This is a genomic window from Pantoea sp. SGAir0215, assembly GCF_043543215.1.
The window spans coordinates 349,169-369,904 of record NZ_CP028031.1; the positions used below are offsets into that span (position 1 = coordinate 349,169).

Genomic DNA, 20,736 nt, shown 5'->3' on the forward strand with positions numbered 1-20,736 from the left:
ATATTTCTTCTGTAATCGTATTTTATGAAAAATGCATTTGTTTATAATCCTCTGACATTTCAGTTCTTCAGGTAGCCTTTTCCGTTACGTCACGCCTTTTTAGCGCGGTGCCGGACTCTGCTACTGCCAGCACGTTGAGGAAGGTTTATGGCCACCATCAAACTGACTACCGCACAGGCATTAGTTAAGTTTCTCGATAATCAATACATTGACGTAGACGGCACAGAGACAAAGTTTGTAAAAGGCATTTTCGCCATTTTCGGTCATGGCAATGTGTTGGGACTGGGACAAGCGCTGGAGCAGGACAGCGGCGATCTGGTGGTCTATCAGGGGCGTAATGAACAAGGGATGGCCCACGCCGCAACGGGCTTTGCCAAACAGTCTTTGCGCCGCCAGATTATCGCCTGTACGTCGTCCGTAGGGCCCGGCGCCGCCAATATGCTGACGGCCGCCGCCACTGCCACCGCAAACCGAATTCCTCTTCTGCTCCTGCCTGGCGACGTCTTTGCCACCCGCCAGCCCGATCCGGTCCTGCAGCAGATTGAGCAGCCCTGGGATCTGAGTATCAGCACCAACGACGCCTTTCGTGCCGTCAGTAAATACTGGGACCGCGTCAGCCGTCCGGAGCAACTGATGAGCGCCTGTATTAACGCCATGCGCGTCCTGACCGATCCGGCTGAAACGGGTGCCGTCACGCTCTCTTTACCGCAGGATGTTCAGGGTGAAGCCTGGGATTATCCGGATTATTTCTTCCAGAAACGCGTTCATCGTCTGGATCGGCGTCAACCCACCGTTGCCCAGCTCGAAGATGCGCTGAAGCTCATCATCCGTAAACGTAAGCCATTAATTATCTGCGGCGGGGGCGTGAAATATTCCGGCGCAGGCGAGGCACTGCGTGCATTTGCCGAACGCTATCAGATTCCGTTTGCTGAAACCCAGGCGGGAAAAGGTACCTTATTGTCTGATCATCCTCTCAACGTCGGCGGCGTGGGTGAAACCGGCTGTCTGGCGGCCAACCTGCTGGCAAAAGAGGCCGATCTGGTGATAGGCATTGGAACGCGCTACACCGATTTCACCACCTCGTCGAAATGGATCTTCCAGCATCCTGATGTGAGCTTTCTGAATGTCAACGTCAGCAACTTTGACAGTTATAAGCTCGATGGCGTGCAGCTGCTGGCCGACGCACGTGAAGCACTGCTGGCGCTCAGCCATGGACTGGTTTCACAGCACTATGCCAACGACTGGGGCGATCAGATTGCCCTGGCCCGGCAGCAGCTGGAAGACGAGACACAGCGCGTTTATCACATCACGCCCAACGATACCGCCTTTGAGCCTGAGATTGCCGATCACCTTGACCGAAAAGCCGTCTATGCCGAATTTAACCGCCTTACGCAGTCTCTGCTGACACAAAGCAGCGTAGTGGGCACGCTGAATCAGCACCTGCCTGCCGATGCCGTGATCGTGGGCGCTGCGGGCAGCCTGCCCGGCGACCTGCAACGCGCCTGGCGTACGCGGGGTTATAACGGCTATCACCTTGAATATGGTTACTCCTGCATGGGGTACGAAGTGAATGCGGCACTGGGCGTCAAACTGGCGCAGCCTGAGCGAGAGGTTTATGCCCTGGTAGGCGATGGCTCGTTCATGATGCTGCATTCCGAGCTGGTGACCTCCCTTCAGGAAGGGGCGAAAATCAATGTGGTCCTGCTGGATAACATGAGCAATGGCTGCATTAACAACCTGCAAATGGGGCACGGCATGGACAGCTTTGTTACCGAGTTCCGTTTCCGTAATCCGGACGGTGGCAAGCTCGACGGCGGACTGGTTCCGGTGGATTTTGCTGCCATTGCCGCCGGTTATGGCTGCAAAACCTATCGCGTCAGTACGCTGGAGCAGCTTACCGCCGCGCTGGAAGACGCAAAAACGCAGCGCGTTTCCACGCTGATTGATATCAAAGTGCTGCCCAAGACCATGATTCACAACTACTTCAGCTGGTGGCACGTTGGTGTGGCACAAACCGCCCACTCGACGCGCGCGCAACAGGTGGCGAACACGCTGAATACGCATCTGGCTCAGGCCCGTAAATACTGATTTCCGGGCCGTCTGACGGCCCATGTTTCTACTCTCCGATTTAACCCTACAGGTGTAATTATGACATTGAAACTTGGTGTGATTGGAACAGGTGCGATTGGTCAGGAGCACATTCGGCGCTGCAACAATGTCTTACAAGGGGCAAAAGTGGTTGCGGTATCCGATATCAATGCGGAAGGCGCCAAAGCCGCGCTGCAACGTCTGAACAGTGATGCAGACGTATGCGAGGATGGCTTCGCAGTCATTCAGTCACCCAACGTGGATGCCGTGCTCGTCACCTCCTGGGATCCGACCCATGAAGCGTTCACGCTGGCCGCCATTGAAGCGGGCAAACCGGTCTTCTGTGAGAAGCCGCTGGCGATGAGCGCTGAAGGCTGTCGTCGTATCGTGGACGCCGAGATCAAACACGGCAAACGTCTCGTACAGGTCGGCTTTATGCGCCCCTACGATGCCGGTTATCGGGCATTGAAAAAGGTGATTACCGATGGCGATATCGGTGAGCCGCTGATGCTGCATTGCGCGCACCGCAACCCGACTGTGCCGGAAAACTACAACACCGAAATGGCGATTACCAATACGCTGATCCACGAGCTGGATGTCCTGCGCTGGCTGACCCGCGACGACTATAAAACCGTGCAGGTGGTGTTCCCGCGCGTCAGTTCTAAAGCCCGTCCACACCTGAAAGACCCGCAAATCGTTCTGTTTGAAACGCAAAAAGGGATTCGCATTGATGTGGAGATCTTTGTGAACTGTACCTACGGCTACGATATTCAGTGCGAAGTCGTGGGCGAGGAAGGTATCGCCAGACTGCCCGAGCCGTCATCGGTACAGTTACGTAAAGACGCCAAACTGTCCAATACCATTCTGGTCGACTGGAAAGATCGCTTTATTGAGGCATACGACGTTGAGCTACAGGCCTTTATCAACGACGTAAAAGCGGGCCAGTTAACCGGTCCTTCCGCATGGGATGGTTTTGCCGCCTCGGTCGCTGCTGACGCCTGTATCAAAGCGCAGAAGAGCGGCGCGATCGAACCCATTGAAATGCCCGCCCGTCCGGCATTTTATAACTGACTCCTCTCGCCTTCAGGCAGGTAACTGATGAACAATCAAAAGGTTAAGCTGGCGATCGCGCCCATTGGCTGGACGAATGATGATATGCCCGAACTGGGCAGCGAAAACACCTTCCAGCAAACGGTCAGTGAAATGGCGCTGGCCGGGTTCACCGGCAGTGAAGTCGGCAGTAAATACCCACGCGATCCTGCGGTTCTGAAACCGATGCTGGAGATTCGCGGTATTGAGATCTGTAACGCCTGGTTCAGCACCTTCTTTGCACAGGGCGACAAAGCGAAAACAATTGAGGGATTCACCGAGCACATGAATTTCCTCTTCGAGATGGGCGCCCGGGTGATTGGGTGCTCTGAACAAAGCAAGAGCATACAAGGCACGACGCTGGCGGTGCTGGACGATAAGCCCGTGTTTAACGACGATGAATGGCAGCGCACGGCGGAAGGCTACAATGAACTGGCCGCGATCGCCGCCCGTAAAGGCATGCGCGTCTGCCTGCACCATCACATGGGCACCGCTATCCAGACGCCAGCAGAAATTGACCGTTTTATGGCCATGACGAACGATACTGTCGGCTTACTTTACGACACCGGCCATATCTACTATTCCGAAGGCTCACAGCAGGCCATGCTGGCGGTCCTGGAAAACCACTTGCCGCGTATTTTCCACGTGCACCTCAAAGATGTGCGGGATGACATCGTCGCTGAAGTCAGAGATCAGCATCTGTCTTTCCTGGACGGCGTAAAAAAAGGCACCTTTACCGTGCCGGGCGATGGCGTGATCGACTTTAAACCCGTGTTTAAAATCCTTGATGATTACGGCTATCAGGGCTGGATGGTGGTGGAGGCAGAGCAGGATCCCGCGCTGGCGAATCCATTTGAGTATGCGGTGAAGGCACGAAAATATATTCGCGAGCACACCGGGCTGTAAATTCACCCTGACGCAGGACGATATGCATAAGGCTGCCCCAGGGCAGCCTTTTTTCAGCCCGATCGCACCGTTTGACGACGAATCTGTGAGTCATTTCATAAACCAATGAAATAAATTATGCCTGAAAAACAAACAAATGAAATTTTCCATCCATCTGGTATCATAGCGATTCTTATCCAGCCACGCTTTCCGCACATGAGCCGACGTAATGAGCAATAACCCTTCCCAACTTTCACTGCTGCAGGACGAGATTCGTCGCCGTTATGAAACGCTGAGTAAGCGTCTGAAGCAGGTGGCTCGTTATATTCTTGATAACAGTAACAGCATCGCCTTTGATACCGTCGCGTCTATTGCTCAGCAGGCCGATGTGCCGCCTTCGACCCTGATTCGCTTTGCCAACGCCTTTGGTTTTAGCGGCTTCAACGAAATGAAACAAATTTTTCGTCAGCATCTGATGGAAGAGACGGTTAACTACACCGAACGGGCACGCCTGTTCCGCCAGACCGCCGCAGACGACGCAGCGAACGCACCTGAAAGCCCGGCGGAAATTCTGAATGTCTTCACCATGGTAAACAGCCAGGCGTTGCAGCAACTGGCGATGCAGGTGAGCCCGGAGCAGTTGAACAAAACGGTGCAGTTACTCAATGATGCCGAGAACGTCTATGTTATCGGCCTGCGTCGCTCGTTCAGTGTCGCCTCCTATCTGGTTTATGCCCTGCGCCATCTGGAGCGCCGCGCCTTTCTGATTGACGGGTTAGGCGGCATGTTCACTGAACAGCTGACGCTGGTGAATCCGAAAGACGTGGTGATTGCTATCAGCTGTTCGCCTTACGCCCGCGAAGCGGTAGAAGTGGTTGAGCTGGGTGCCAGGCGCGGTGCCCGCCTGATTGCGATTACGGACAGCCAGGTGAGCCCTCTGGCCGCGTTCAGCGACGTTTGCTTTGTGGTGCGGGAAGCCCAGGTGGACGGTTTCCGCTCTCAGGTGGCGTCACTCTGTCTGGCTCAGACGCTGGCGGTTTCCCTGGCGCTGAACAATGCCCGGACGCCCCCCGCATCCTGACGATCGCGCCACCTGACAGGGCGGCGTAGCCTGCGCCCGTCAATCAGAAACGGCCTCGTCAGGTAACAGACAGAGCCTGTCGCCGAACACCGTTCTCTGGTCAACTTACAGGTATCATCACGCAATAAAAAAGGCAGCGAATAGCGCTGCCTTGTCAGTCCTCGCCACGGATTAACGTCGCGGATAACTGTCGCTGTTAACCCAGGCGTGATCGTGCTCCCAACTGAACTTCCACAAACGTACCGGCCCCGCCATGACGTTAAGGTAGTAATTGTCGTAGCCTGCCAGCGTCGCCACAGGATGATAGCCGCGCGGCACCATGACCACATCACGGTTATACACTGCCATGCACTCATCCAGCGAACGGTCGTCAGTATAAACGCGCTGCATAGCAAACCCCTGCTCGGGTTGAAAACGGTGGTAATAGGTTTCTTCCAGATAGGTTTCGTGTTCGCTGTTTTCCTGATCGTGTTTGTGGCTCGGGTAAGAGCTGGTATTGCCCTCATCGGTATACACTTCCACGACCAGCAGGCTCTCTGCCGGTTGAGTGTCCGGCAGAATATTATGCACCAGGCGCTGATTTTGCCCTTTGCCCCGCCGTTCAACGCCAACATCCTCCGGCGCAATCAGGCGAGCGGGCAGCTTGCCGCCCTGCCCGGGTGCCTGGCAGACCGCCAGCTCAAGATCGCTTTCAGCCTGTACCCTGACGTCATCATCATGAGGAACATACACAGAATAAGGCGGCGTGCGCTCAAACGGTGACAGACGTTTGCCGATATTCGGGAAACGTGCGTGGCGCGTGGTGACGGAAGCCAGCCCCGCGACCAGCACCAGGCAAAGTTCGCTGTCGCCACTTTTCAGGTCGAGCGTTTGCCCTTTTTTCAGCAGATAGGATGAAAAACCGACATAACGCCAACCGGCGCGCGCTGGCGTCACCTGCTGAATGCAGCCGTTATTGTCGGGCTGTTTTACCTTCGAAAGTAAGGCCATTCGCCTCCTCCTGTTTTGCGGTCCTTCACCTGACAACCCGCGCCCCTGTGTGTGGAACGCTGCGTCAGTGGTGCAGGTGATTTAGCCTAACGTTGGCATGCTGAATTCGGACACCGTTTGCTGACCGCCTGGCCAACGCACGGTGGCGGTTTTCATGCGGGTGTAAAAACGCACGCCGTCTGGCCCGTGCACGTTTAACGCACCAAAGACTGACCGTTTCCAGCCCCCAAAACTGTGGAAGGCCATCGGCACCGGCACCGGCACATTGACGCCGACCATTCCGGCCTCAACATCCTGCACAAACTCCCGCGCGGTATGGCCATTGCTGGTAAAGATGGCGCTGCCGTTACCAAATTCGTGGCTGTTAACCAGCTTCAGGGCACTGTCGTAATCCGGCGCGCGCATAATGCTCAGCACCGGACCAAAAATTTCCTCACGCCAGATGGTCATCTCGGCGGTAACGTTATCGAACAGCGTACCGCCGACGTAGTAGCCCTCTTCGAAACCGGCGACTTTGTGGTTGCGGCCATCAACGACCAGCTTCGCCCCTTCCTGCTCGCCCAGATCGATATAGCCCAGCACCTTTTTCTGGTGTGCCGCAGAAACCACAGGCCCCATTTCATTTTCATCGCTGCCTTGCTGGATTCCCGGCCCAACCCGTAATGCGTTGATCAGCGGTGTCAGGCGCGAAATGAGCTTATCGGCGGTATCATTGCCCACTGCAACGACAACCGGCAGCGCCATGCAACGCTCGCCCGCCGAGCCAAACGCACCGCCCATAATCGCGTTTACCGTGGCGTCTAAATCGGCGTCTGGCATAACGATGGCGTGATTTTTTGCCGCGCCAAAAGCCTGAACGCGCTTACCGTGCGCACTGGCCGTTTTGTAAATATGCTCGGCCACACCGGATGAGCCAACGAAGCTGACGGCGGCAATACGCGGATCTTTATAAAGCTGTTCTGCATTGTCATTGGAACTGTGCACGACATTAAATACGCCATCCGGCAGGCCCGCCTCCTTCAACAGCTCGGCCATGCGCACCGACGCTGACGGATCCAGCGCAGGCGGCTTGAGAATGAAGGTGTTACCGCAGGCCAACGCAATCGGGAACATCCACAATGGCACCATTGCCGGAAAGTTGAAGGGCGTAATCCCTGCCACGACGCCCACCGGCTGCATCAGCGAGTAACTGTCTACGCCACCGCCTACATTCGGGGAATACTCACCTTTAAGCAGGTGCGGAATACCACAGGCAAATTCGATGACTTCGATACCGCGCGTCAGCTCACCCAGCGCATCTGACCAGACTTTGCCATGCTCAGACACAATCAGCGCCGCCAGTTCATCGCGGTGCTGCTCCATCAGAGCTTTAAAATTGAACATGATGCGTGCGCGGCGCAGCGGGGAGGTTTTTGACCAGGCAGGAAAGGCCGCATGTGCCACATCAATCGCCTGAGCCACTTCATCTGCGCTGCTTTGCGTGAGCTCACGGATAACCTTGCCGGTTGCCGGATCGAACACAGGAATGGTTTCGTTGCTGGCGCTGAATGTGGTTTGACCGCCAATAAAGTTTCCTACGATAGTCATGATGTTGCCTCTTTGGTATGTACGGTTCCAGCGGGCAGAGCACAGAAGTGGCATGCTGGCTGGGCAGGAAAAGCCAAAAGCATGCTGGAAAACTATTACAATGGAATAAATTTTTCAAATGGATATTTTTGGAAAATTACTTTTTAGCGGCACAGATCGCATTTCTCTTTTCATAAAGGATTGACGCCTTCGCGGCGGCCATTCTGGCTCGTCATCGCTGACGGTGTAATCGGGCTACCCATGACATTGTCGCTTCAGGGCGGTTTAACGCCTTTGCGGGATGAAAGGTTTTCGGCCTGATGGCATTAAGCAGCCCGGATATGTTTCATCAATTTTAAATATGAAATATACATTTCTTTTTGCTGAGAGTCGGCCAGAAAAATGGCTGCTGGCCATGAGGACAGTTGTCTGGTGAAAAAACATCACTACGCACTAACGCAGTGCAAAAAAGGGCGTTAATCGTCATTTCATGAACCAATAATTTCTTCACTGCCCCATCAGGAATCATGTGTTTCACTTTTCCCGGGCGAGCAACACCTTTTATCACAACATTATCCCTATGATTTTAAAGGCATTGATAGCAGAGGAACGTTTACCAGATAAACCTGGCCTGCTTTATGCAACATCCGGTGACTTCCCCGCACTGAGATGAGATAACCGTGTCTGACGAAAAAAACAGTGGCTTACTGTACGGCCTTGATCAGCGAATTCCGCCTGTGCAGGCTTTTTTTAGCGCATCGCAGCATGTACTGGCAGGTCTGGTCGGGATTATCACGCCGCCTTTGCTGATTGGCACCGCGCTTGGTCTGGAAGCCTGGCTTCCGTATTTAATTAGTATGTCGCTCCTTGCTTCGGGCATCGGCACCTTTCTGCAGTCAAATCGCGTGTGGGGCGTGGGCGCGGGCATGATATGCATGCAGGGCACCAGCTTTGCTTTTCTCGGCGTCGCCATTTCAGGTGGCCTGTGGGTCAAAGCCCAGGGCGGCAGCCCTGAGGACATTATGGCGATGCTGTTTGGCGTCAACGCCGTGGCCGCGCTGGTTCCGGTTATCGTCAGCCGCTTTATTGATACCTTAAAACGGGTCTTTACGCCGGTCGTGACGGGAAGCGTGATTGCGTTAATCGGTATCAGCCTGATTAAGGTCAGCGTGATTAACTGGTGCGGCGGTCAGAATGCACAGGATTTTGCCAGCCTTAGCAACCTCGCCCTGGGGGCGTTGACGCTTGGCGTGATCGTGCTGCTGAGCTGTTCGGGGAACCGCTGGCTGCGTCTGTCATCCATCGTGGTCGGCATTCTCACCGGCTGCATCGCGGCGGCACTGAGCGGCAAATTTCAGGTGCATGGTTTGGGGGACAGCCTGTTTCGCCTGCCCGCGCTGTTTCCGTTTGGCTTTCACTTCAACAGCAGCCTTTTTGTGCCTGTGGTGCTGGTTTCACTGGTCTGCATCATTGAGGCGGTAGGCGATCTTACCGCAAACCACCTGATCTCCGGTAAGTCGATTACGGATAAAGCGTTCAGTGCGCGCCTGAAAGGCGGCATTCTGGCTGACGGACTGAGTTGTATGATTGCCGCCATGCTGAGTGCCTTTCCAAATACCACCTTTGCGCAAAACAACGGCGTCATACAGATGACCGGTGTGGCAAGCCGTTTTGTTGGCCGCTATATCGGTGTGATGCTGATTTTACTGGCTCTGTTTCCGCCGTTTAGCGAAGCGTTGCGTCAGATTCCCACGCCCGTCCTGGGTGGCGCGACCATGGTGATGTTTGGCTGCGTGGTAACGGCCGGCATTCGTATTCTCAGCCAGACCGCGCTGACGCGCAGAGAGATGCTGATTGTCGGCCTGGCCTTCAGCTTCGGCTTAGGGATTGAGTCCGTGCCTGCTGCCCTTTCCCATCTGCCTCCCCTGTTTGCGAACCTGTTTGGTTCAGCCGCCACCAGCGGCGGGATTGTTGCCATCGTGCTGAATATTCTGATTCCCGGCGGGCAGGAGCCGGTGCCACAGGACGCCACGAAAGAGGAATCTGCGCCCTCAGTGTAAGGCGGCGGCAGGCGGTCGCCTGCGTCGTTTCATTGCGGCGGCATCGCTGTTGACAGCATATCGCAGTGACAGTCGCCATTGTCCGCCGCGCCATCAGGACGCTTAACACCCTTTCGCGTCCTGTTTCCCTCACCGTCTCGCCTCGCTTACCCTTTTCCTCAACGAATCCGCTTCTGATTTTTCCTTCAACTACACTTCAATCAGTTATTTATGCGTAGAGAGAACGAATGAACGGGTTGCAGCAGGAAAGAATTGGACAAAATATCTTAATCAAACTGGCGATGTTAGTGATTATCCTTGCCGGGATAAGAGCCGCTTCCGATATTCTGGTGCCGTTACTCCTGGCGGCGTTTTTTGCCATTGTGTTGAATCCCTTAGTCACGATACTGATGCGGCGCGGACTGCGGCGCGGGATGGCGATTACGCTGGTGATCACGGTCATTTTTGCTGTGATTTTGCTGCTGGGGGCCGTACTGGCCAGCTCCATGAGTGAGTTTTACGATCTCTATCCTCAACTGCGCACCATCATGGAAAAGAAAATGCTGGTCGTTCAGCATCTGGCGGCCAGCATTCATCTGAATGTCTCTACCGATGCGCTGGTTCAGCGCTTCGATCCCAACACATTGATGAATCTGGCCAGCGTGGCGCTGAGTGGTTTTTCCGGCGCAATGACCAATACTGTCCTGTTGATCCTTACCGTCGTCTTTATGCTGTTTGAAGTGCACCACCTGCCTTACAAAATGCGCAACTCGTTTGTGAACCCCAAAATTCGTATTGCGGGTTTACACAAAGCGCTTAAAGGCGTGACGCATTACCTGGCGTTAAAAACGCTGATCAGCCTGATTACCGGTATCTCGGTCTGGCTGACGCTGTACCTGCTGGATGTGAAATTTGCGTTACTGTGGGGCGTGGTAGCCTTTATCCTGAATTTTATTCCCAATATCGGGCCGATTATCGCCGGTATTCCCCCTTTCCTGCAGGCACTGTTGCTGAACAGTGTGTTTGACGCGGCGATGGTGGCGGCGCTGTTTACCGCCATTCATATGGTGTTTGGCAATATGTTAGAGCCGCGCATCATGGGGCGCGGACTGGGATTGTCGACACTGGTGGTCTTTCTGTCCTTGATCTTCTGGGGCTGGCTGTTGGGTCCGGTCGGTATGCTGCTCTCCGTACCGCTGACCAGCATTACAAAAATTTTGATGGAAACCACGCCAGGCGGAAGCCGACTGGCAATCATGCTGGGCACCGGACGTCCTAAACCTGCCCGGCTGCTAACCAAGTAAACGCTGCTGCACGTGCTGCAGATGCGCTCTCATCGCAGCCTGTGCAGCCTGCTCATCTCCCCCGACAATGGCCTCTGCAATGCACTGATGGTCGGCGTTCATTTCGTCAGCAAAGGTATTGTCGGCATAATGGCGTTCCAGCCGACGAAAATGCGCGCTGTCGCGTTTGTTCCACAGGTTTTCCATCATCTCCCGCAGCAGATCGTTACCGCTCATCTCGCTAATCAAAAGATGAAAGGCTTTATCCTGTTCTATAAACGCCGCATCGTTTTCATTAAATTGCTGGAGACTGATGCTCATCGCCATGAGCCGCTCACGTTGCGCCTCACTGCCGTTACGCGCCGCCATTCCTGCCAGCAGACTTTCATAGGCTTCGCGCGCCTGTAAAAGATCCTGCAGGCTGAAATGTTCGGTGTCTTTGACCGCTGAGGGCTGAGGCAGGGTTTGGGCGACAAATACGCCCGTTCCGGTCTGGATAGTGACGTAGCCCGTCATTTCAAGCGCAATCAGCGCTTCACGCACGGACGAGCGACTGACGCCCAACTGCTTTGCCAGCTCTCGCTCCGGTGGCAACGCACCGCCGGGTACGAAATCCCCACGCTGAATGCCCGCGATAATGGCATTGGCGATCTGTCGATAAAGTCGTTCAGTTTTCAGTACCGGTAGCACCATCACCTTCTCCTGTTATGGCCGTCTTTGCAGAATCCAGCCGGACGTATTTACTATGCTGCGATCCGGATCACGGCCTTAATTTACGCGCTAATTTACTCTTGGTCCAGCGGCCTGACCACTGGGCCACCCGTTCATCAAGGAGTAATAATGGAACATACATGGCGCTGGTACGGCCCCAACGATCCTGTTTCACTGGACGATGCTCGCCAGGCAGGTGCAACCGGTATTGTTACGGCACTTCATCACATCCCAAACGGCGACGTGTGGCCCGTAGCCGAAATCAAAGCGCGTCAGGCGCTACTGGCGGAAAAAGGACTCACCTGGTCTGTTGTTGAAAGCATTCCCGTTCACGAATCCATTAAAACGCAACGGGGCGATTATTCGCGCTATATCGCCAACTATCAGCAGTCGATTCGTAATCTGGCCGCCTGCGGGATCGATACCGTGTGCTACAACTTTATGCCGGTGCTTGACTGGACGCGTACCGATCTGGCCTGGACCTTGCCGGATGGGGCGAAAGCGTTGCGGTTTGACGCCGATGCGTTTGCTGCGTTTGAACTGTACCTGTTAAAACGTCCCGGTGCGGAAAAAGAATACAGCCCCGCCGAGCAGCAGGCCGCTGCTGCCTGTTTTGCCGCGATGAACGAAGAAGAGAAAGCCACGCTGGTGCGCAACATCATTGCGGGTTTACCCGGTGCGGAAGAAGGCTACACGCTTGAACAGTTCCAGGCCCAGCTGGCCCAATATGATGGCATTGATAAAGCCAGACTGCGCGAGCATATGGCCACCTTCCTGCGGGCTATTGTGCCAGTGGCAGAAGAGGTGGGCATCAAACTGGCGGTACATCCTGACGATCCGCCGCGTCCTATTCTTGGCCTGCCGCGCATTGTCTCCACCCAGGAGGATATGCAGTGGCTGAAAGAGACTGTCGACAGCCTGCATAACGGATTCTGCTTCTGTACAGGATCGTACGGCGTTCGCGAGGATAACCCACTGGTTACGATGGCCGAAACCTTTGCCGATCGTATTAATTTCGTGCATTTACGCGCCACAAAACGCGAAGCAAACCCCAACAGCTTCCACGAAGCCGCTCATCTGGCGGGAGACGTTGATATGGTTGGCGTCATCAAAGTCATTCTGGCTGAGGAGCAGCGCCGTCGCCGTGCAGGCAATCTACGCGCTATTCCTATGCGTCCCGATCACGGTCATCAGATGCTGGACGATTTGCACAAGCGCACCAATCCGGGCTATTCAGCAATCGGCAGGCTCAAGGGGCTGGCCGAGTTGCGTGGCGTAGAAGTCGCGCTGAAACAAATCTACTTCCAGGATTAGCCCACCACGGTGCCGCTGGAGAGGGCGTGCCAGACCGGAAAGCCATCGTGTTCCGTTGACCCGGCGCATGTGGTCCGTGCCTGCGGCGTCAATGCCCTTTTGCTTTCTCCACCGCGCGGGGACATTCTTTTGCCCCGCGCACACGGCCTGCCTGCCGGCCACAGGAACACTTAGCAAAAAATGTGAGTATTCACTTTCATCAGTACACTCTGTCATATGCCGTCTTTCACCCAATCCGGGCATGAATTTTCTGTCAATAAATTATGGACGAGGCCGATAATGACGATTATCGGAGGCAAAGGATATCCGACCGTTCACCCGTGGTGTGAACTGGCGTGCTATGCTGAATAAACCCTTAGCACCGCTCAAAAACATGATTACAATTCAGAGGTTATACGGTGCCGCTGATTAAAGAAAAACCGGCCCATACCAGGCTACTTATCGTCTTTGCTGGCGTCCTGCCACTCCTTCTGGGACTGTTTTTTTGTGCCATTGATGCGCGTCAAACTGTGCGCGAGCAACAGATCAACACGGCAGCGACTTTACTGTCTCAGGCAGAAAAAATCAGCGACAACGCCTGGAGCATGATTGCCTGGCTTCGGCAGTACGAGGAGCAGCCCTGCGAGCAAATTGAGCATGCATTGCGGCTTAACGGCACGCTTTATCCCTATTTTCGTGGCCTGGGCACGCTGGAAAACGACGTGATCACATGCTCTTCGGCTTACGGTAATAAACCCTCAACCCTGAAGGCGATGATTGGCGTAACGCCGCCGGTGGCGCGCAAAGACGGGTGGAGTTTGTCTCTGCGCGGCTCCTACAGCGTACCCGACCGGCCCGCCGTCATCTTTGTGCGTAACCTTACCGCAGGCAGAGCCGTCTGGGTAATGGTGGAAGGGCAATATCTCATCGATTTTATGAGTGCGTTAGGGAGCACGCACGATTATCAGATCACGATGCGCTTCAGTGACGGTGCGTCAATTGTGTCAGGTGAACATGATTTTACCGGAGATACCGGGCCTTCTCCTCAACTTTATCGCGCCACGTCATCGCGCTATCCCATCAGCGTAACGCTACTGGCACCGGGTACAGAACGCATAAAAGCACTGAAACAGTTGTTGCTCCTGATTATGCCTTTTGCTTCCGTGTTTTCCGTTTTGTTGATGATTCTCACGGCATCGTGGCTACGCCGGCGATTTTCATGGGCAGATGATATTCGTCGCGCCATTCGTTCCGGGCAGTTCAGCGTGCACTATCAGCCTACCTACAGCTATGCGCTTAAACGCTGCACCGGCGCAGAAGCCCTTTTGCGCTGGACGCTGCCCAATGGTGACAGCGTGCGTCCCGATACCTTCATCAGCGCGGCGGAAGCCGAGGGAATGATCATTCCCGTTACCCGCCATTTAATGGATTTAATCGTTGAAGACGCGCGGCAGTGGAAAACGAATCCCGGTTTTCATCTGGCAATTAACGTGGCCGCCGACCATCTTCAGCATCCAGACTTCGTCGATGAGATGCTGAGCTTCGCGGAAAAGATGGCAGTAACGGAATTCAACCTTACTCTGGAGCTGACCGAACGAAGCCTGATTAAGGAAGGTAACGTGGTGGCGGACAAACTGGAAAGATTGCGTGCGGCGGGGATGAAAGTCGCGATTGATGACTTCGGAACCGGCCATTGCTCGCTCAGTTATCTGCAAACTTTCGCGCTGGACTATCTCAAAATCGATCGGGGCTTTATTAATGCCATTGAATCACTGGATGGCGAAACGCCTGTGCTGGACGCCATTATCAGCCTGAGCCACAAGCTTAAGCTACAGGTATTAGGTGAAGGTGTTGAAACTGCACTGCAATTCCACTACCTGCAACAGCACGGCGTGACCTTCGTGCAAGGCTATTTTTATGCCCGCCCTATGGAAAACAGCGCCTTCATTGCATGGATGGAAAAATATGGTCATTTGCCAGTGCCTCCTGAAGCGCTCTAGAGCACATCAGGTCACCATCGGATGACAACAGCACGAGATGATTTTGTAGGGATTTAGCGCCGTTTACGTGCCGCGCGCAATGCGACGGCTACCGTTTCTTCCTGCTGGCAGACAGACAGGCCTTCACAGGGCCGACGGGTTCGCTGACTTAGCCGCTGTAGCGTTGGCACCGACTGCTGGAGTAACTGCTGGCATTCTTCATATGCCGAGCACTGCTTCCCCGTTGTCGTCGACGTGATAAGCGTTTCGCTCAGCTTTGTCAGTCGGTTTATCCAGCGTTTCCCCCGACAGCGAAACCAACCCGGCGCAGAGTCCATCTGTGTCCTCTCGCCGCGCTGCCGGTCAGCGGACAACAGAGTGGCAGGATAGATTAATTTTTTTTCCACACTATCGATGAGCGCCACCCAGGGATTTTGGCTCATGGCGATATCCTCCTTGACAATTTCTATCCAAATCAAGGGGGATGAGTATTACTGAAGGGAATTGATTAGGCAAGCCTCAACAGTCAACACGAAAAATCATAAGTAATTTTAACCTGTAATGCGTCAGAGCGCATTTTCACTTGCGATCGGCACGTATAGTTACCAGGCAATCGCGTTCGCCTGCTTCTTTTTTTAGCCAGTAAGACTGGTGTAAACACAAGGCAGAGTTGGTCACTTTCAGGCCAAACATGACAAATATCACACAAAAACGTTATACTCTGCGGTCGATGAAATGAATCACGGCAGTTTTCGTTGTATTTATACGTCGACAGATAATGCTGTTTTACGGCTATGCTTAAATTTCCTCAACGCAGCGGTCTGAACGCTGTGGTCGGTTCGCGCCGTTGAGGACTTTCATGTTCCATTACAGGGTAATTCTATGAAATTGCGTAGGAAGCGTGTAAAACCGATTGGGATCGATGATGTGACCATCATTGATGATGCCCGTTTACGAAAAGCCATTACCGCCGCGTCGTTGGGTAACGCCATGGAGTGGTTTGATTTTGGTGTTTATGGCTTTGTGGCTTATGCCTTAGGTAAAGTCTTTTTTCCGGATGCCTCACCGGGCATTCAAATGATTGCCGCCCTGGCAACGTTCTCTGTTCCTTTTCTGATTCGTCCTCTGGGTGGCCTGTTCTTCGGCATGCTGGGTGATAAATATGGCCGTCAGAAAATACTGTCCATTACCATTGTCATTATGTCGGTCAGTACGTTCTGTATTGGTCTGATTCCCTCTTACGCCTCCATCGGCATCTGGGCACCGATTTTGCTGCTGTTGGCCAAAATGGCGCAGGGCTTTTCCGTCGGCGGGGAATATACCGGCGCATCGATTTTCGTGGCGGAGTATTCACCGGACCGCAAACGTGGCTTTATGGGAAGCTGGCTCGACTTCGGTTCTATTGCCGGATTTGTGCTGGGTGCGGGCGTTGTCGTCCTGATCTCGACCATTATTGGCGAAGAGAACTTCCTTGAGTGGGGCTGGCGTCTTCCTTTTTTCCTGGCCTTGCCGTTGGGCATTATTGGTTTATATCTGCGTCATGCGCTGGAAGAAACGCCAGCATTCCAGCAGCACGTTGATAAGCTGGAACAGGGGGATCGCGAAGGCCTGCGTGATGGTCCGAAAGTCTCTTTCAAAGAGATCGCCACTAAACACTGGCGCAGCCTGCTAGCCTGTATCGGCCTGGTCATTGCGACCAACGTGACCTACTACATGCTGCTCACCTACATGCCAAGTTATCTGTCACACAACCTGCATTACTCGGAAGATCATGGCGTGCTGATCATCATCGCCATCATGATGGGGATGCTGTTTGTACAGCCGGTAATGGGCATGCTGAGCGACCGTTTTGGCCGCCGTCCGTTTGTGATTCTGGGCAGTATTGCGTTGATGGTTTTTGCTATTCCCGCCTTTATGATGATCAACAGCGGCGTGCTGGGAATGATTTTTGCCGGACTGCTACTACTGGCGGTAATCCTGAATGCCTTTACGGGTGTGATGGCATCGTCTCTGCCTGCAATGTTCCCTACGCATATTCGTTATAGCGCCTTAGCCAGCGCCTTCAATATTTCGGTATTGATTGCTGGTCTGACGCCAACGGCCGCGGCCTGGCTGGTCGAAGCGACCAACAACCTCTACATGCCCGCGTACTATCTGATGGTCGTGGCGGTGGTCGGTCTGATTACCGGTCTTTACATGAAAGAGACCGCGAATAAGCCGCTGAAAGGGGCGACGCCTGCCGCATCAGATTTAGAAGAGGCGCGCGAAATCCTTCAGGAACACCACGATAACATCGAACAGAAAATCGAAGATATCGACGCAGAAATTGCCCGTCTCGAAGCGAAACGTAAAAATCTGGTGCAGCAGCACCCGGACATTAACGAGTAAGCTCCCCCGTCTCCCGCCCATGTGGCGGGAGACGTTTTATTCTCTCAGCGCACCGCACACAAACCTTCATCGCCTGCTCTTAATCGGAGTAGACTGTCCGTCTTATTTGAATTAGCTACGTGAGTAACTATGTCTGATTTTTCCCTTACCCAACGTCCCAGAAGATTGCGCGCCAGCGCATCCATGCGTGCAATGTTTCAGGAGTCCACCCTCAGTATCAACGACCTGGCTTTACCCATTTTTGTTGAGGAAGGCGTTGATGACTATAAAGACATTCAGGCTATGCCAGGCGTAAGGCGTATCCCGGAAAAACGTCTGGCCCACGAGATTGAACGTATCGCCAGGGCAGGCATCCGCTCCGTGATGACCTTCGGGATTTCTCATCATACCGACGCGACCGGCAGCGATGCCTGGAATGAAAACGGCCTGGTCGCACGGATGTCGCGCATTTGCAAAGATACCGTGCCTGAAATGATTGTGATGTCGGATACCTGCTTCTGTGAATACACCAGCCACGGCCACTGCGGCGTGCTGTGCGATCACGGCGTGGATAACGACGCAACCCTTATCAACCTGGGTAAGCAGGCCGTTGTCGCGGCAGCGGCAGGCGCTGACTTTATCGCGCCCTCGGCCGCGATGGATGGTCAGGTGCAGGCTATCCGCCAGGCACTGGATGCTGCGGGCTTTACGCAAACGGCGATTATGTCTTATTCCACCAAATTTGCGTCATCCTTCTACGGCCCGTTCCGTGAAGCCGCCGGAACCGCGCTGAAAGGCGATCGCAAAACGTATCAGATGAACCCCATGAATCGCCGCGAGGCCATTCGCGAATCACTGATTGATGCCGCCGAAGGTGCCGATTCGCTGATGGTGAAACCGGCTGGCGCCTATCTGGACATCCTGCGCGACATTCGTGAACGCACTGAGCTTCCCCTGGCGGCTTATCAGGTCAGCGGTGAATATGCGATGATTAAATTTGCCGCGCAGGCCGGCGCGATTGATGAACGTAACGTGGTGCTTGAGAGCCTGGGGGCCATTAAACGTGCGGGTGCCGATCTGATCTTCAGTTATTTTGCGCTCGACCTGGCGGAGCAAAATCTGCTGTAGGCAGTCGTTCTCTGCGATGCGACAACGTGTCGCAGAGAGGCCTGTTTTAACTTTGCTCAGGGTGACATTTTACTTGCGGCATGGTAACGTGATGTAATAGTACCACAAAGTCATCCCTCCCACCTTTGCAACAAATAATATACATATCACGCATAAATATAATTGCTCATCATGTTATTTCACATTCCTGGAAATAACCATGCACTTCCTTGAGAATCTTTACGTAACGCCTATTTTGAGAAACATATGTTAATTTAAAATCATCTTCATTATTTAAGGGGGTGTTATGAATGAGAACAAATACAATGAGAGCGTAATTATTTCTGTTACTGAATGGATTAATGAAAATCTCGATCAGCGATTAAGCATTGATGATATTGCGGAAAAGGCGGGCTATTCAAAATGGTATCTGCAGAAGTTATTTTCCCGCTATAACGATGAAACGCTTGCACGCTATATTCGCAAGAAGAAATTAATATCCTGTATTAACGATCTCAAAAACAGCCGTACACCTATTATCAACCTGGCCGTTAAATACCATTTTGAAAGCCAACAATCTTTTACGCGCTCGTTTAAACAGATGATGGGCTGTACGCCCAGCGTTTGCCGCAAAAGACAAATGAAAGGGGGAACGGACAGCGCCACGTCCACCGGTGCGCATCCCTGTAGTCTCTGCATACGGACGCCGAAAAAGGCAAAAAAGCCGGTTTACAGCGGAATAAATGACACCCGGAGCAGCGACGATTTAGTCCGCTTTTTTTAAATACAGGCGTTACTCGTCCGGCTTATAATATTGCACGCCAATCTGAATTCGCTCTCGCCCGTTGGCAACACGATGACGATTGGTATCGCGTAATGAGTAAATACATCCGCAGTACTCTTGCTGATAAAAGCTTTCGCGCTTACTGATTTCGATCATACGCGCCGAGCCGCCGCCTTTGCGCCAGTTAAATTCCCAGTAGGTCAAATCGGGATATTTTGCCGCCGCACGGACACCGCAGTCATTAATCTGCTGCATGTTCTTCCATCGGGAAATCCCCAGACAACTGGTGATAACAGGAAAACCATTTTCATGCGCATAGAGCGCCGTACGCTCAAAACGCATATCGAAGCACATGGTGCATCGCTCACCACGCTCAGGCTCCCATTCCATGCCTTTGGCCCGTTTAAACCAGTCATCACGATCGTAATCTGCATCGACAAAAGGCACATTAAACTTTTCAGCAAAGCGGATATTCTCCTCTTTACGCAGTTCGTACTCTTTAAGCGGATGAATATTCGGGTTATAGAAATAGATCGTGTATTCAATGCCGGAGGCCAGCATGGCTTCCATGACTTCCCCTGAACAGGGCGCACAGCAGGAGTGCAGAAGCACTTTTTTGTGTCCACCGGGCAACGGTAGCGGTTGACGCTGATAGGGCTGAGACATAAGCACCTTCAATCAATGAAATAAAAAAGGCAGTGTAATGCCGGGACTGGTCTGTTGCAAAACTTCAGTGTATCGGATCGCCCCTGCCTGTCGTGAAGGCCTGAGGGCGAATTCCTTTACGCCATTACCATTGCAGCGTTTTTCCCGCGTAGTCCACATAGTGGTGACCACCGCGCCCCTGAAACATCGTCAACTGCGTGAAGATCCCTTCCGCGCTTTTTTCAGCCGTAAGGGGGGCCTTATCGCCGCCCATATCCGTTTTCACCCAGCCGGGATGCAGCGTTAACAGCGTGCCATTCTGCGCTTCTACCCCTCTGGCAAGGGAACGGGTCAACATATTGAGCGCCGCTTTACTGGCCGAATACAGAGGAGCGTCCGCGCTGCGGTTCTCATTCAGGCTGGCAAGCTGCGAAGACGTTAACGCAATCACACCTTTTTGCTGATTCAGCAACGGCAGCAAAATCTCAGCGCAACGTACCGGCGCGACGGCATTGGTCAGGAACAGCTGCATCAGTTCGCTGTCATCCGTCTCGGCCAACTTTTGATGCGCTGGCCCGTAAACGCCTGCATTAATCAAAATGGCGTCAAAAGGCTCTCCACTCAGCTGGACCGCAACGTGTTTAACCGCGTCGGTATCCGTTATATCCACTTGATGCCAGTCAACCTCAGGGTGCTCGCCTTGTGGCGGAATAGCACTGCGGTATGTGGCCGTCACCTGCCAGTGATGGGCTACAAACGCGTTAACCACGGCAAGGCCAATGCCGCGCGACGCGCCGATAACTAAGATTTTCCCCTGATGAGCCATAGG

At 53.6% G+C, this 20,736-nt stretch carries 18 protein-coding genes; 11 read left to right on the plus strand and 7 right to left on the minus strand.

Going from position 1 to position 20,736, the window contains the following annotated elements; genetic code table 11:
- Nucleotides 1-147: 147 nt before the first annotated feature.
- The 4 genes from iolD (at nt 148) to C1N64_RS01815 (ending at nt 5,143) form a co-directional block, all read left to right on the plus strand.
- Nucleotides 148-2,088, plus strand: coding sequence for a 3D-(3,5/4)-trihydroxycyclohexane-1,2-dione acylhydrolase (decyclizing) (gene iolD / locus C1N64_RS01800; RefSeq protein WP_110268716.1), 1,941 nt, complete (start codon nt 148-150; stop codon nt 2,086-2,088).
- Nucleotides 2,089-2,148: 60 nt separating this feature from the next.
- Complete coding sequence (locus tag C1N64_RS01805) at nt 2,149-3,159, plus strand: Gfo/Idh/MocA family protein (protein WP_033738232.1); 1,011 nt, start codon at nt 2,149-2,151, stop codon at nt 3,157-3,159.
- Nucleotides 3,160-3,186: 27 nt separating this feature from the next.
- Entirely contained in the window at nt 3,187-4,083 is an 897-nt protein-coding gene (iolE, locus tag C1N64_RS01810; RefSeq protein WP_006121068.1) for a myo-inosose-2 dehydratase, read from the plus strand.
- Between the two features lie 208 nt (nt 4,084-4,291).
- Nucleotides 4,292-5,143, plus strand: coding sequence for a MurR/RpiR family transcriptional regulator (locus C1N64_RS01815; protein ID WP_006121069.1), 852 nt, complete (start codon nt 4,292-4,294; stop codon nt 5,141-5,143).
- A 171-nt stretch (nt 5,144-5,314) separates the two neighbouring features.
- Here C1N64_RS01815 and iolB read toward each other — a convergent pair whose 3' ends face one another.
- From iolB to C1N64_RS01830, 3 genes are all read right to left on the minus strand, one after another.
- The gene (gene iolB / locus C1N64_RS01820; protein ID WP_033738235.1) at nt 5,315-6,133 is read right to left on the minus strand and encodes a 5-deoxy-glucuronate isomerase; all 819 of its coding nucleotides are present in this window, start codon (nt 6,131-6,133) and stop codon (nt 5,315-5,317) included.
- Nucleotides 6,134-6,214: 81 nt separating this feature from the next.
- On the minus strand, nt 6,215-7,720 hold the full coding sequence (locus C1N64_RS01825; RefSeq protein WP_033738237.1) for a CoA-acylating methylmalonate-semialdehyde dehydrogenase: 1,506 nt from the start codon (nt 7,718-7,720) through the stop codon (nt 6,215-6,217).
- Nucleotides 7,721-8,054: 334 nt separating this feature from the next.
- The gene (locus C1N64_RS01830) at nt 8,055-8,267 is read right to left on the minus strand and encodes a hypothetical protein (protein WP_394515204.1); all 213 of its coding nucleotides are present in this window, start codon (nt 8,265-8,267) and stop codon (nt 8,055-8,057) included.
- 112 nt (nt 8,268-8,379) lie between these two features.
- On the opposite strand from C1N64_RS01830, the gene C1N64_RS01835 reads away from it, so the two are divergent.
- Entirely contained in the window at nt 8,380-9,759 is a 1,380-nt protein-coding gene (locus C1N64_RS01835; RefSeq protein WP_006121072.1) for a nucleobase:cation symporter-2 family protein, read from the plus strand.
- 227 nt (nt 9,760-9,986) lie between these two features.
- Complete coding sequence (locus tag C1N64_RS01840) at nt 9,987-11,042, plus strand: AI-2E family transporter (RefSeq protein ID WP_164482674.1); 1,056 nt, start codon at nt 9,987-9,989, stop codon at nt 11,040-11,042.
- On the opposite strand, the gene C1N64_RS01845 is transcribed toward C1N64_RS01840, so the two are convergent.
- Nucleotides 11,031-11,714, minus strand: coding sequence for a FadR/GntR family transcriptional regulator (locus C1N64_RS01845; protein WP_039342744.1), 684 nt, complete (start codon nt 11,712-11,714; stop codon nt 11,031-11,033). The two genes, C1N64_RS01840 and C1N64_RS01845, sit on opposite strands and share 12 nt — an antisense overlap.
- Before the next feature lie 147 nt (nt 11,715-11,861).
- Between C1N64_RS01845 and uxuA the strand changes: the two genes are divergently transcribed.
- Together uxuA and C1N64_RS01855 are read left to right on the plus strand one after the other, a co-directional pair.
- Entirely contained in the window at nt 11,862-13,046 is a 1,185-nt protein-coding gene (uxuA, locus tag C1N64_RS01850; protein WP_164482675.1) for a mannonate dehydratase, read from the plus strand.
- Nucleotides 13,047-13,444: 398 nt separating this feature from the next.
- Complete coding sequence (locus tag C1N64_RS01855; protein WP_054632928.1) at nt 13,445-15,025, plus strand: EAL domain-containing protein; 1,581 nt, start codon at nt 13,445-13,447, stop codon at nt 15,023-15,025.
- A 53-nt stretch (nt 15,026-15,078) separates the two neighbouring features.
- Here the strand turns inward: C1N64_RS01855 and C1N64_RS01860 are convergent, their stop codons facing one another.
- The gene (locus tag C1N64_RS01860; RefSeq protein WP_226376310.1) at nt 15,079-15,447 is read right to left on the minus strand and encodes a hypothetical protein; all 369 of its coding nucleotides are present in this window, start codon (nt 15,445-15,447) and stop codon (nt 15,079-15,081) included.
- Between the two features lie 439 nt (nt 15,448-15,886).
- On the opposite strand from C1N64_RS01860, the gene proP reads away from it, so the two are divergent.
- The 3 genes from proP to C1N64_RS01875 all read left to right on the plus strand — a co-directional run bounded on the left by proP (nt 15,887) and on the right by C1N64_RS01875 (nt 19,262).
- Complete coding sequence (proP, locus tag C1N64_RS01865) at nt 15,887-17,392, plus strand: glycine betaine/L-proline transporter ProP (RefSeq protein ID WP_006121078.1); 1,506 nt, start codon at nt 15,887-15,889, stop codon at nt 17,390-17,392.
- 129 nt (nt 17,393-17,521) lie between these two features.
- Nucleotides 17,522-18,499 (plus strand): porphobilinogen synthase, encoded by a 978-nt coding sequence (hemB, locus tag C1N64_RS01870; protein ID WP_006121079.1) that lies wholly within the window; start codon nt 17,522-17,524, stop codon nt 18,497-18,499.
- A 286-nt stretch (nt 18,500-18,785) separates the two neighbouring features.
- A complete protein-coding gene (locus C1N64_RS01875; protein WP_054632927.1) occupies nt 18,786-19,262 on the plus strand; it encodes a helix-turn-helix domain-containing protein in 477 nt (158 codons plus the stop codon).
- Between the two features lie 9 nt (nt 19,263-19,271).
- Here C1N64_RS01875 and C1N64_RS01880 read toward each other — a convergent pair whose 3' ends face one another.
- Nucleotides 19,272-19,928, minus strand: a complete 657-nt coding sequence (locus C1N64_RS01880) for an epoxyqueuosine reductase QueH (RefSeq protein WP_006121081.1) — start codon at nt 19,926-19,928, stop codon at nt 19,272-19,274.
- Nucleotides 19,929-20,052: 124 nt separating this feature from the next.
- Nucleotides 20,053-20,733 (minus strand): SDR family oxidoreductase, encoded by a 681-nt coding sequence (locus tag C1N64_RS01885; RefSeq protein WP_054686854.1) that lies wholly within the window; start codon nt 20,731-20,733, stop codon nt 20,053-20,055.
- Nucleotides 20,734-20,736 lie beyond the last annotated feature (3 nt).

Coding starts and splice junctions, on each gene's coding strand:
- iolD (WP_110268716.1), top strand. CDS start 148: ATGGCCACCATCAAACTGACTACCGCACAGGCATTAGTTAAGTTTCTC.
- C1N64_RS01805 (WP_033738232.1), top strand. CDS start 2,149: ATGACATTGAAACTTGGTGTGATTGGAACAGGTGCGATTGGTCAGGAG.
- iolE (WP_006121068.1), top strand. CDS start 3,187: ATGAACAATCAAAAGGTTAAGCTGGCGATCGCGCCCATTGGCTGGACG.
- C1N64_RS01815 (WP_006121069.1), top strand. CDS start 4,292: ATGAGCAATAACCCTTCCCAACTTTCACTGCTGCAGGACGAGATTCGT.
- iolB (WP_033738235.1), bottom strand. CDS start 6,133: ATGGCCTTACTTTCGAAGGTAAAACAGCCCGACAATAACGGCTGCATT.
- C1N64_RS01825 (WP_033738237.1), bottom strand. CDS start 7,720: ATGACTATCGTAGGAAACTTTATTGGCGGTCAAACCACATTCAGCGCC.
- C1N64_RS01840 (WP_164482674.1), top strand. CDS start 9,987: ATGAACGGGTTGCAGCAGGAAAGAATTGGACAAAATATCTTAATCAAA.
- C1N64_RS01845 (WP_039342744.1), bottom strand. CDS start 11,714: ATGGTGCTACCGGTACTGAAAACTGAACGACTTTATCGACAGATCGCC.
- uxuA (WP_164482675.1), top strand. CDS start 11,862: ATGGAACATACATGGCGCTGGTACGGCCCCAACGATCCTGTTTCACTG.
- C1N64_RS01860 (WP_226376310.1), bottom strand. CDS start 15,447: ATGAGCCAAAATCCCTGGGTGGCGCTCATCGATAGTGTGGAAAAAAAA.
- proP (WP_006121078.1), top strand. CDS start 15,887: ATGAAATTGCGTAGGAAGCGTGTAAAACCGATTGGGATCGATGATGTG.
- hemB (WP_006121079.1), top strand. CDS start 17,522: ATGTCTGATTTTTCCCTTACCCAACGTCCCAGAAGATTGCGCGCCAGC.
- C1N64_RS01875 (WP_054632927.1), top strand. CDS start 18,786: ATGAATGAGAACAAATACAATGAGAGCGTAATTATTTCTGTTACTGAA.
- C1N64_RS01880 (WP_006121081.1), bottom strand. CDS start 19,928: ATGTCTCAGCCCTATCAGCGTCAACCGCTACCGTTGCCCGGTGGACAC.
- C1N64_RS01885 (WP_054686854.1), bottom strand. CDS start 20,733: ATGGCTCATCAGGGGAAAATCTTAGTTATCGGCGCGTCGCGCGGCATT.